Genomic DNA, 12080 nt, shown 5'->3' on the forward strand with positions numbered 1-12080 from the left:
GTATGACCCGTTTCGGGTCATTACTCACAAATCAAACGAAAATGGGCATCATAAGATGCCCTTTTTATTGATATTTTTTGATATAGCTGTCATCAACGTTGTTTATATTGCGTTGGGCAGTATCCTCTCGATACGTCAGGAATTCTTAATTTTATATGCTTGGTTGAGCGTCCACTGACTCTTTCCCGCCATAATCTAAAGCTTCTAGGTTTTAAGTGACTACGCATAAACTTAATAATATCAGGCTCTTGTAAACTAAACTGATGTTCTATTGTTTCAAATAGTGTTCTATCTTCCCAAGCCATTTCTATAATTCTTGACTCTTCATCCATAGAAAATTGCATAAAAGGATCCTAAAGGTAATAAATAAACATAATCGTTATACCCGCCACTGATAAATAAAGACCATTAGCGCATAACTTTTATCCATTAACTCAAGGTCTGCCTATCTTGCCAGCGCTAACTCATGAGCCTATAAATTATCTAGATTATTCAATAACTGTGTTGCGTGCTCTCTAATTTCAATTTTTTTCGCAGTCTCCATTTTGTCCCAATTACGAATAGGAAAACTCATTCTATGATTGCCAGCAAACTTATCATAATTTTGATCAATAAAATTCCAATACAAACTGTTTAATGGACAGGCATTAGCGCCCACTTTTTCTTTAACGTTGTAATGGCAACCTTTGCAATAATCACTCATTTTATTGACATAATTACCACTAGCCGCATAAGGTTTTGTTGCTATCCAACCACCGTCAGCAAAAAGTGCCATACTGCGGGTATTAGGTAATTCTACCCATTCAATCGCATCAATGTAGATACCTAAATACCAATCATCGACTTGGCTAGGCTCTATACCTGCCAGTAAAGCAAAGTTGCCGGTGATCATCAATCGTTGAATATGGTGAGCATAGGCATGTTTTAGTGATTGCGAGATTGCACTTCTTAAGCACTGCATTTTAGTATTCGCGTTCCAGAAGAAAGCGGGTAAATCACGCTTTGCCTCTAAAAAATTCTGCTCGGCATAATTAGGCATGTTAGCCCAATACATACCTCTAACATATTCTCGCCAGCCTAATATTTGCCTAACAAAACCTTCGATTTGCGCTAAGGTTATTTTACCTGCTGATGCTTGGTAGGCACCCAGAGCCGTTTCAATGACCTCAAGTGGATTAAGCATTTTACAGTTCAATGAAAAACTCAGCCGCGAGTGATACAAACTCCAAGCATAAGGTGACGCTACGGTCATCGCATCTTGAAAATTACCAAAGTTCTCTAACTGATGTTCACAAAAGAACGTTAATAATTCTAGCGATTGTTGGCGATTAATAGGATAAGCAACATGCTCAGATTCACGCCCTATCGTGTCAATCTTATGATGCTTTATCCGTTGTAAATAATCACTTGCTGGGTTGTCAAAGACCAGTGGTTTAGGGATAAATTTAAGATCGGTTTTTTTAAAAGATTGACGATTATTCGCATCAAAATTCCAAGCATCACCTTCAGGCTTAGCGCCATTCATTAAAATAGCAAAGCGCTTGCGCATAAAACGATAAAAATTTTCCATTCTTACGTGGGTAGCTGCTTTGAAATGATCAGCGAGTTCATCAAAAGGTAATAAAAAGTGTTCACTGTCGACTTCATAGACAGGTACTGATAATTGAGCTGACATCTCGCTTAATTGCGCGCGCAATCGATATTCATCAGGACGCACAAAACTGAAGTCTTCACTGGCATAAGTGGTCACTAACGAGGCGATCAAAGCAGGTAAATCTTGATGTTTTGCTGTTTCATCTAAGGTTAAATAGCAAACCTGATGCCCTTTACTCTCCAGAGTTTGAGCAAAATTATGCATGGCAGCAAAAAACGCGGTAATTTTCTGACTGTGGTGCTTAGTATAATTAGCTTCTTGATAAAGCTCTGCGATGACATATACAACATCGCTATCGACCTGTTCAAACCAGCTGTGCATAACATTAAGTTGATCTCCTAATATTAGCCTAAGATGTTTCGCCTTCATAGATTTACCTTACTTTACATTTAACTTTGAATTGAGCTATAAATAATTATTTTAGCTTATGCTGGTATTTTTACTACGTCGGCAACGCTCAGAGCAATAGCGGACATCTTCCCAACACGCTTGCCATTTTTTTCGCCAAAAGAAATTCTTTTTACAAGTCTGGCAATTTTTCTCGGGTAACGTTAGTTTTTTGTGCGTGATAACTTAGTCACTTTCTGCAATTTTTAACTGTTGAGGTTTTTTAGCTTTAGATATTTTTTTATTGCCTCTAACATGTTTAGCAACAATACGTTGCCCTTCTTTTTTTGTGGTAAATCGTTGACGAAAGCCCCACAATAAATCGCGAGCAATCTTGCCTGTTTCGTTGATATCAACCATAGGAGATGGATAATCCTCACCTAATTGGCATTGATAAAGCTGTTGTTCCATGGGTGACAATAACCAGGGTGTATGAATAACTTCATTGGGTAACTCAACTAATTCAGGTAACCATTTTCTAAGGAATTCACCATGACTATCTTTCTCTAATGATTGCTTAACTGGGTTATAAACCCTTATGATATTAGTACCAGTAACACCAGACTGCATTTGAAATTGTGGGTAATGAATACCAGGTTCAAAATCAAGAAATAATTGTGCTAAATGGGTAACGCCTAATCGCCAATCCACCAGTAAATGATGGCATAAAAAACTCACTAGCATCGCCCGCATACGAAAATTTATATAGCCAGTTTGCACTAAACAACGCATACAGGCGTCAACTAATGGATAACCTGTTTGCGCAGTTTTCCATTTATCTAGTCGTTCTTCAACACTCAATCCACAATGAATATCTGGATACATTAAGTCATTATAGGCTTTATTAACGGGTCGCCATTGCATTTGATGTTCACTTTCAAACTTTTGAATAAAGTGACAATGCCAATGTAGCCGAGAAGCCAGCGCGTCTATTGGTCGTTTCCAACCCCGCTCTGATCTTGTTATCAAAATAATTTGATAGAACTCTCTTAAACTTATATTGCCCCAGGCTAGATAAGGTGACAACCGAGAACAGCTTTTACGACTCGCTTGCGGTTTAGAGATATCAAAATGATACCCCTTACCACGACCCTTTAAGAAGGATTTCAGGGTTCTTTGCGCCCAAAGCTCGCCACCTTTGAGCATAAAATCATCTGTTATTGACCATGATATTGGAAAACTCGAGACAAATAACTTATCTATTAATGTGCAACTCACTAGAGCATCATCCGATAGATTGGCCTTTTCTAGCGGGGCTTTCATCACTTGGCGCCAGTGTTTGTCCCAATCAATTCTATTTTTTTTACCACGGCTTACTGCACCAAATTGACTCTCATTCCACACTATATCTTGTGCTTGGCACCACTGTTGGACCGATTTATCTCTCTCAAAGGTCGATAATAAACCCACTTCTTCATGGCTAAACAACCCCTTTATTTTAAAGACGTTATTGATTGCAACTAAGCCCGCTATTGCATCACCAAAATATAAATATACCCGTGAATTAAAAGCGGCTAACTGACTATTCATGTCAGCAATAGATTGCCAGATAAAACGCCAATGCCGTTCATCATAATGAGGGTCATTTATCAGTAGAGGTTCGAAAACATAGTAAAGCAAGGTTTGACCCGATTTAATCGCCTGCACTAAAGGTTGATGATCACTGAGCCGTAAATCACGTTTCAGCCAAACAACATTTACCGCAGTATTCATCGGTGTTTCTTCAATAAGTGTCTCAGTCATTTAGCGGTTGCACCGGCCAATCAGAAGCGTCGACAGAATCAAGAGGCTTACTAGAGTAATCATCTCGAGTAAGCCACTTAGCCTGATAAACTCCATCAGGGTCATACAATGCTGTTTGCTTTTCAATATTGAAATGTCTGCCACCTCTAGGGTCAACGCCGACACCCGCAATATACTGCCAATTACCCCAATTAACTCCAGCATCATAATCCATTAGCTGCTCTTCAAACCAAGCCGCGCCAAATCGCCAATCAACACTGAGTTCGTTAACCAAACAACTGGCTACAATTTGACGGGCTCGATTACTTATATAACCTGTGGCCATTAATTCATTCATACAGGCATTAACAAGCGGATAAGGAGTTTGACCTAAGCACCATTTATTAAAACGCTCAGGATAAAATGAAGTTAAGGGTGGATGTTCAGCCAAACCTTTAAATTGGTAGGTTTTCGCACCGACTTTAAAATGTAACCACTGGAAGTATTCGCGCCATAATAATTCTAAATATAGACATTGTGTTGAACTATTTTCCCCTTGCTGCTCTTCAAAATCAGTAATGGAGCGGTTTACTTGCCGTGCAGAGATACAACCATAATTTAACCAAGCCGATAACTTACTGCTATTATCCCAGCCGTCTAAATTATTTCTAACCTGTTTGTAATTTGAGGGCAGAGTTGACGAAAAATAGCGCCTGAGATGTGCTAAACCATTTTGTTCACCGCCATCGAAATTATAACCACGCTTAGCTCTTTGATAAGGGGTGTTAGGTAACCATTGCGGCCTAAAAATAGTGGGTGATGGCATATTTGCAAACATACTCGGCAAAGATTGAATCGTTGGAACAACTTCTGAAATAGTGACATCAGCCATAACTTTTCTAAACTTAGAGTAACTTGCCGGTAGCTGGTCAAGTTCAAAAGGAAGTGCTCGGTGTGGAAATAAAGTGAATTGATCAACTTGATTAACTTCTACTTCAGGCAAATGCTTAGCCAGTGTATTAATCAAACTATTTTCGTAAGTCCCCGGGACACGAGTAGTAATAACATCTGTAATTTGATATTTTTCACACAGCGCGGTTAAGCTCGACAGAGTATCGCCGTAAACAATGTAAAGCTGCTGTCCTAACGTTAATAAACTCTGATTAAAATCACTTAAACAGCTTTGTAAAAAATGCCATCGTTTATCACCCAAAGGTTTTGATTGGTAGTTATTAGGCTCGAACCATCTTTTGTCTACGACATATACACAAAGTAATTGTTCACTTTTGCTGGCTAAGTTGAGTGCAATATTGTCATTAAGACGAAGATCATTGGTCACCCAGTATAGAGAACGTTTCATAGATATAATTCAAATGGTTAAAAAAATTATATACGAATACACTCAGCGATTAGATCAACACTATTGAGTGATTATAGGCGAGGCTACATTATGAATGTGAGGCACTTTATCGCCCACTCAATTATAAAAAGAAGAAATTGTAGAAAATAATAGTATAGTCGGTTAGTTGAGGCTAACGTTAAGCGGATAAGAATTATTAACGCGTTTAATAAATAAAAAAACCTCTGCACTGCTGCAGAGGTTTTTTAATCAATTAAGCATCTTGAACAGGTTCATCCCAAGAAAGATGATGTTCACTTAATACAACCAAGTTTTCACTATTGATCAAGCGCTGTGAAGCACTATATCCGAGGATATTTTCAACCGTTTCATTTGGACGGCTTGAAATAATTGCTGTTTCATCTGATGAGAAATTACATAAACCACGTGCTATTTCTTCGCCTTTTTCATCATAAACGTGAAGCACATCTGCACGTTCAAAGGTGCCATGTATTGAAACAACATCATGACAGGTAAATCCTTCGTCACCACCAAATAAGGCATCAGCTACTTCTTGTTTTATCACTAGACTACCGGCCATTTGTAATCTGTCTGTTAACCAGATATTCCATGCTGATGATGGTGATGAGTGAGCAATACACTTAGTGTGTCTGCGTTCACCGCGCAATATTCCGGTAACAGGATCTTCCATCGTCCCTCTCGAAATTATAGTAGTACAACCAGCATTTTGCGCCATATTAGCGGCTTGTAATTTAGTCAGCATACCACCGGTACCTAAAGAACTGGTACCACTTGCCGCTTCCATATAACTACTAACATCTTCGATAGACTCAACGAAAACCGCGCCTTCTTCTGAAGGGTCTCGGTCATACACGCCATCGATACAGGTAAGAATAAACAAATATTCTGCGCCAATCATCTGAGCAACTTTAGCTGCAAGTCTGTCATTATCACCCACACGAATTTCTTCTGTGGTCACCGTATCGTTTTCATTGACGATAGGCATTACGCCTTGTTTTATCAAACGATGAACAGTGTTTTTGATATTTAAAAAACGACGTCTGTTTTCTAAATCATCTAGAGTAACTAAAACCTGAGCGATATCAAAACCATACTCAAGGGCAATTTGCTTGTAGGCATGCATTAATATCGGTTGTCCACAAGCCGCTGCGGCTTGTTTGTCTTGAACACTGGCGTTTTCAATAGTGCAGCCAACCGTGTTTAGACCTAATGCTACCGAGCCAGAAGATGTTAGTACAACTTCGTAGCCTTGTTCTCGTAACAAAGATATGTCACTTAGAAGACCGTGCATAAAAGCAAAACTAGGCGTTAAATTTTTAACATTTGCTAAGAGACTCGAACCCACTTTAATAACGATACGTGGCTTGCTTCGAGAAGATTTATCAGTTTTTTGTTGTTCAAATGAGGGCAAAATTACTCCGTGCTCTGATTAATTAAATTAAATAGCAGCTTGAATCGTTTACAAAATTGATTCAACAAATTGCAGCTATTTCCGTGATATTTTATTGTCGTATTAGAGTTATGCTTACTACTTATAAAGTCAGTTTTACTTGCGAAGGTCGCATTAAAAGTAGTAGATAAAAAATTACTGAAACGTCGGTTAAAAACGTTAGAATTTGACGGCAATCGACAAATGAGTGCAGATATCATATACTAAAAAACATATTTTTTCAATTGAACTCAAGATCACCTCTTTGAAAAATATCGTTAAGGACTTTTAAAAGTTCATACTGAACACCTGCAAAACGATCTGCATTTCATTCAATGTAAGCTAAAAAAACCAGGAGTTTCATGTCATTACTTATGATTGGTTGTGGTAAAATGGGCGGCTCATTATTGACTCGTTGGGCAACCTCTACAAATCACACTATCACTATTATTAATCCTTCATTAGTTAAAGCGCCTCAAGGTGTTATCGTCAAGCAAGCGATTGACGAGTTATTTGACCAGCGTTTCGACATTATCGTTATTGCGATAAAACCGCAGCTTATTGAACAAGTATTACCCTTGTATCGTCGACACCTTGCTGATTCAGGTTGCATTATTTCGATTGCAGCGGGTTATTCAGTAGCTTCAATAGAAAAACTGATTGGTGAGCAGGCCGTTGTGCGAGTGATGCCAAACCTACCCGCTCAAATTGGCCGAGGCGTTAGTGGACTTTACGCAAACTCACGTTGCAGTGCGGTTCAAATTGACAACGCTGTTGCGTTAACAGATGCGGTAGGTTATACCCATTTAGCCGCCACCGAGGACGAGCTAGACCGAGTAACTGCAGTTGCAGGAAATGGGCCTGGTTATGCATTTGAAATAGCACGCTGCTGGATAGAGTCGGCAATAAAGCTCGGCTTTTCTCCCCAAACCGCTAGAGAGTTGGTGTTAAAAACACTCGGTGGTTCAATGGAGTTGGCTTTAACCAGTAAAGAAGATATCGAAAATTTACGTAATTCAGTGACCAGTAAAAATGGTACGACAGCTGCTGGGTTAAATGCGCTTATGCAAGATAAAAAATTAGAATTTTTGTTTGAGTCAACCGTTTCATCGGCTTATCAACGAGCAGTAGCCTTACGCTAATTTTTACCTCGTCAGCAATGACGTGCTCGAACATTTATTGATGAATACTATAGCTATAAATTCTTTAAACTGAACTTTTACTATTGCTTTGATATTAATATTAGCGATAAAAATAAAAGTCACATCATTCAATCAAGTTAGTTGAATTTGATCAAACAGTTTAGTGTTAAATGAACAAGTAAAAGGAAGACATTAATGTCAAATACCCCTAAAAATATTTCTATCGAAACAATGATCACAACCCTTGGTAAACAAGCAAAAGCTGCTGCGAAAGTGCTTGCTTGTGCAACGACTGAACAAAAAAACAAAGCATTAACGATTGCCGCAAATGCGTTACGAGAAAATATGGATGCATTACTTAAAGCTAACGCGCTGGATGTTTCAAGCGTCAAAAAAGCGGGCAAAGCCGACTCATTTGTAGACCGACTAGAACTTAACCCAGAAAGAGTTGAAGGCATGGCTGTCGCGTTAGAAGACATTGCTAAATTAGCTGATCCTGTGGGTCGAGTATTAGCCGAATTTGATCGTCCCAATGGTCTTAAAATAACCCGTGTAGCAACACCTATTGGTGTTATTGGGATGATTTATGAATCACGTCCTAATGTTGGCGCAGATGCTGGCGCGTTATGTCTTAAATCAGGTAACACAGTAATTTTACGTGGTGGCTCTGAAAGCCTAAATTCAACGCGTATTATTGTTGAATGTATGGCAACAGGTTTACGCGCAGCTGGCTTACCGGCTAACTGTATACAATTGGTTGACACAGATGATCGTTCTGCCGTTGCCGCTTTACTGCGCTGTGCTGATTATGTTGATTTAGTTATTCCTCGAGGTGGTCGTGGTTTAGTTGAGCTAGTAAGAAACGAGGCTCAAGTACCAACATTGTTGCATTTAGATGGCAATAACCATATTTATGTTGATAAAGATGCCGACTTTGCAAAAGCATTAAGCATTATTAAAAATGCTAAATTACGTAGAACCGGTGTCTGTGGCGCCACTGAAAGTTTAGTGTTAGACCAAGCAATAGCGACAGAATTTTTACCACAACTCGTTGATACATTAGAAGGGTGTGAAATTCGTGGCGATGTTGCCGCTCAAGCCTGTGATCCCCGTATTAATGCAGCGACTGATGTAGATTGGGATACTGAATACCTTGACGCCATTATATCGGTTAAAATAGTACAGAGCCTAGATGAAGCGCTTGATTTTATTGAAGAGCACTCTTCTAAACATACCGATGCTATTATCACTGAAAACGCAGAAATCGCGGAAAAATTTATGCGCTCTGTCGATTCTGCCGTAGTAATGCATAACGCCTCAACTCAGTTTGCTGATGGTGGTGAGTTTGGTATGGGCGCTGAAATTGGTATTGCGACTGGTAAAGTACATGCACGTGGACCGGTTGGTTTAGAGCAACTAACCATCTTTAAATACCGAGTTGCGGGTCAAGGGCAAACTCGTCCTTAAACGCTTTTGCATAAAACACTACCACGCATAAAAGTGCCAAACTTTTAGCTAAAGCTATACTTAGTTAACACTTTTTAGTTAACGATAATAGTGCCTCTGACCAAGTGTTAGGGGCTAGCTATTTATATTAAGTTCAGACCTTTTTCACATAAATCCCCCATACATTTATCAAACGATTAAAACGTTAAAGCTACCGTTAGTTTAGGCGATGGATTAGTCTCACTTTCGTAAACCTTATCAATGCGCTATAGATTTAAATATTTGGTAAAACAGTATTTAAACCTTTCGTTTACAAATGTAGTTGGCTGAGAAATTCTAGCTATGTTATAGTTGCAACCCCTAGGACTAGGTATAGGATAGTTTATACTTGCCCGTCATTTATAAAGCCTTACCGTAAACCTATGATTTCATTATTAAAAAATGTAAACCTTTATAACCCTACTCCTATGGGTATTAAAGATGTGCTGATTGCCGGTGGAAAAATCGCTGATATTTTTGATGTATCCGATAATGCCGACCATAATATCCCTGATAACTGGCCAGTGGAAGTTATTGATTTTAATGGCGCATACCTAGTACCAGGTTTTATCGACAGTCATGCTCATATTACCGGTGGTGGTGGTGAAGCAGGTTTTTCAACACAAGTTCCCCCAGTTTCTCTTTCAGAATTTACCCAAGTGGGTGTGACAACCGTTGTTGGACTTTTAGGTACAGATGACACCACCCGGAGTATCGCCAACTTAATAAGCAAAGTTTACGGACTCCGAGAGGAAGGCATGTCGGCATATTGTTGGACCGGTGGTTATCATTACCCGTTAACAACGTTAATTGGTAGCGCAAAAGCAGATATTACTTTTTTAGAGCCAGTTATTGGTATTGGTGAATTTGCTATTAGCGATCATCGCTCTAGCCAACCAACTTTTGAAGAAGTAATAAAACTAGCTAGTGAAGCACATGTTGCAGGTTTATTAACAGGCAAAGCCGGTATTATTCATTTTCATCTCGGTGATGGTGAAAGGCGTCTTGAATTAATAGAGCGAGCGATTAGTGAAACAGAAATTCCTGCCCGTGTCTTTAATCCGACGCACGTTAATCGAAATAAGCCGCTATTTGAAGACAGTTGTAAATTGTTAACGCACGGCTGTTACATCGATATTACCGCTTTTCCTGAAGGCACAGCAGAGCCTGGTTTAGAGGCATGTGATGCCATAGAGATTGCCGTACAAAGAGGTTTACCTTTGGACAAAATAACCGTCAGTTCAGACGGTGGAGGTTGTTTACCTTGTTTTGATCAACAAGGTGAATTACAACACATGGACTTTGGCCGAGCCAGTACATTACTGGAAACATTACAAGCAACATTAAGAAAGAACATTGCGCTTGAAAGTATTTTACCGATGTTTACTAGCAACGTAGCTACGCTGTTACGTTTACACAGTAAAGGAAAAATAGTACGTAATAACGATGCCGATATGCTCGTACTTAACAACAAATTTGAAATTACTGACGTGATGATAAAAGGTCGTTGGCATAAACGTGACAACACAACAGTAGTAAGCGGAACTTTTGAGTAGAGGTAGGTATGTGTCCAGCAAAAATTGCTGATGGTCAGCAAAGGGGATTTATAATTCCAATCGGGGGGGCAGAAGAGCGTGTTGATGACCCAATAATTCTCCAACGTTTTGTAGAATTATGTGGTGATGAAAATGCCAATATAGTGATTATTCCAACTGCGTCACAGCTTGCTGAGACGGGGCCAAATTATGAAGTTATTTTTCGTAATCTCAATGTCAAAAATGCGATGTCTTTACCGATAAATAGCAGAGAAGATGCTGAGCGCGAAGATTATTTAGCCGCACTTGAAAGCGCAACAGGTATTTTTATTACTGGTGGTAATCAATTACGCTTATCGACTATATTAGGTGGTACTTCGATTGCACAGAGTATAAGAAAATTAAATTCTGAAGGTGTGCATGTTGCAGGAACATCTGCAGGTGCCGCTATTATGCCTGAGCATATGATTGCAGGTGGCTCCACGGGGGCATTACCTAATGAGCAAGGTGTCACTTTTGCTCCTGGCTTAGGTTTGATAAGTAAAGTGCTTTTAGATCAACACTTTAGCCAACGTAATCGTTTGGGACGTTTACTTTCTGCTGTTTCATATAATCCTTTTGCTTCAGGACTAGGAATTTGTGAAAATACTGCGGCCTTTATTGCGCCAGACGGACTATTAGAAGTGGTTGGACACGGAAGTATTACAGTTGTTGACCCTTCTGATTTGCAGCACAGTTCAATGGCTGAAGCTCGTACAGGAGACTCCATCACCTTGATAGGGTTAAAGCTTCATATGCTTAGCCATGGTGATACTTACTGTTTACATACCCGAGTAGCTTCACCTAAAGCGGTTTAATGTCTCTAAATACAGATAAGTCGAGATAAAATTTGCCCATGAATAAATGAATTGTTTATTCATGGGCAAATATATTAACATCTCTGATAAACGCTGGTTTTTTTCATCAAAAATAATTAAAAAACATCATTCTACAACCTTATTTACTATAACTTTTTAGCTTACTTTTATGCCGCATTCAATCATTACTGACTTTAGAGAATAATTATCTTGTCTATTAGTAAAAGCATGGTATCTTTTTGTTATACCATTATTTTTTTATGGCAATTTTTACTTCTATTTGATCTTGTAAAGATCTTAAGTGTAATGCGTTGAAACTTTTCGGTTTGTAACTCAACATATGCACATCAATAGAACCTGTGCACATATTCAGTTCAATATCTCCGTGATTTATTCCTCCCAATAATTGTCATATTATATTTTGTTGCACCTTATTTTCAACAAAAGGTTCAACTTGTAGGTACACATAATAATAATTCTAATCACCT

Annotated in this window: 10 protein-coding genes; 4 read left to right on the plus strand and 6 right to left on the minus strand. The window is 38.9% G+C overall.

The window, feature by feature from the left end; genetic code table 11:
* Positions 1-92: 92 nt before the first annotated feature.
* From H4J66_RS07680 to proB, 6 genes are all read right to left on the minus strand, one after another.
* Positions 93-344 (minus strand): TIGR03643 family protein, encoded by a 252-nt coding sequence (locus H4J66_RS07680; protein WP_182172702.1) that lies wholly within the window; start codon positions 342-344, stop codon positions 93-95.
* 128 nt (positions 345-472) lie between these two features.
* On the minus strand, positions 473-2023 hold the full coding sequence (locus H4J66_RS07685) for a cryptochrome/photolyase family protein (RefSeq protein WP_182172705.1): 1551 nt from the start codon (positions 2021-2023) through the stop codon (positions 473-475).
* 51 nt (positions 2024-2074) lie between these two features.
* Complete coding sequence (locus H4J66_RS07690; protein WP_182172771.1) at positions 2075-2224, minus strand: DUF2256 domain-containing protein; 150 nt, start codon at positions 2222-2224, stop codon at positions 2075-2077.
* Between the two features lie 3 nt (positions 2225-2227).
* A complete protein-coding gene (locus tag H4J66_RS07695) occupies positions 2228-3784 on the minus strand; it encodes a cryptochrome/deoxyribodipyrimidine photo-lyase family protein (protein WP_259369088.1) in 1557 nt (518 codons plus the stop codon).
* The gene (locus H4J66_RS07700) at positions 3777-5123 is read right to left on the minus strand and encodes a DASH family cryptochrome (RefSeq protein WP_182172708.1); all 1347 of its coding nucleotides are present in this window, start codon (positions 5121-5123) and stop codon (positions 3777-3779) included. The genes H4J66_RS07695 and H4J66_RS07700 overlap by 8 nt, the downstream gene beginning before the upstream one ends.
* A gap of 253 nt (positions 5124-5376) precedes the next feature.
* Positions 5377-6555 carry a glutamate 5-kinase gene (gene proB / locus H4J66_RS07705; RefSeq protein ID WP_182172711.1) on the minus strand — a complete coding sequence of 393 codons (1179 nt, stop codon included), beginning with the start codon at positions 6553-6555 and terminating at the stop codon, positions 5377-5379.
* A gap of 380 nt (positions 6556-6935) precedes the next feature.
* Here proB and H4J66_RS07710 point away from each other — a divergent pair, with 380 nt between their 5' ends.
* From H4J66_RS07710 to H4J66_RS07725, 4 genes are all read left to right on the plus strand, one after another.
* Positions 6936-7715 carry a pyrroline-5-carboxylate reductase gene (locus tag H4J66_RS07710; RefSeq protein ID WP_182172714.1) on the plus strand — a complete coding sequence of 260 codons (780 nt, stop codon included), beginning with the start codon at positions 6936-6938 and terminating at the stop codon, positions 7713-7715.
* A 195-nt stretch (positions 7716-7910) separates the two neighbouring features.
* Positions 7911-9182 (plus strand): glutamate-5-semialdehyde dehydrogenase, encoded by a 1272-nt coding sequence (locus tag H4J66_RS07715; protein ID WP_182172717.1) that lies wholly within the window; start codon positions 7911-7913, stop codon positions 9180-9182.
* A gap of 401 nt (positions 9183-9583) precedes the next feature.
* On the plus strand, positions 9584-10756 hold the full coding sequence (iadA, locus tag H4J66_RS07720) for a beta-aspartyl-peptidase (RefSeq protein WP_182172720.1): 1173 nt from the start codon (positions 9584-9586) through the stop codon (positions 10754-10756).
* Between the two features lie 8 nt (positions 10757-10764).
* Positions 10765-11592, plus strand: coding sequence for a cyanophycinase (locus H4J66_RS07725; RefSeq protein ID WP_182172723.1), 828 nt, complete (start codon positions 10765-10767; stop codon positions 11590-11592).
* Positions 11593-12080 lie beyond the last annotated feature (488 nt).

The sequence above is a fragment of the Colwellia sp. MB3u-55 genome, assembly GCF_014076785.1.
In the GTDB taxonomy this organism is placed as follows: Bacteria; Pseudomonadota; Gammaproteobacteria; order Enterobacterales; family Alteromonadaceae; genus Colwellia_A.

Bases quoted from the DNA above. Each gene is read 5' to 3' on its own strand.
- H4J66_RS07695 (WP_259369088.1), bottom strand. From the start codon at position 3,784: ATGACTGAGACACTTATTGAAGAAACACCGATGAATACTGCGGTAAAT.
- H4J66_RS07710 (WP_182172714.1), top strand. From the start codon at position 6,936: ATGTCATTACTTATGATTGGTTGTGGTAAAATGGGCGGCTCATTATTG.
- H4J66_RS07685 (WP_182172705.1), bottom strand. From the start codon at position 2,023: ATGAAGGCGAAACATCTTAGGCTAATATTAGGAGATCAACTTAATGTT.
- H4J66_RS07700 (WP_182172708.1), bottom strand. From the start codon at position 5,123: ATGAAACGTTCTCTATACTGGGTGACCAATGATCTTCGTCTTAATGAC.
- H4J66_RS07715 (WP_182172717.1), top strand. From the start codon at position 7,911: ATGTCAAATACCCCTAAAAATATTTCTATCGAAACAATGATCACAACC.
- iadA (WP_182172720.1), top strand. From the start codon at position 9,584: ATGATTTCATTATTAAAAAATGTAAACCTTTATAACCCTACTCCTATG.
- H4J66_RS07725 (WP_182172723.1), top strand. From the start codon at position 10,765: ATGTGTCCAGCAAAAATTGCTGATGGTCAGCAAAGGGGATTTATAATT.
- H4J66_RS07680 (WP_182172702.1), bottom strand. From the start codon at position 344: ATGCAATTTTCTATGGATGAAGAGTCAAGAATTATAGAAATGGCTTGG.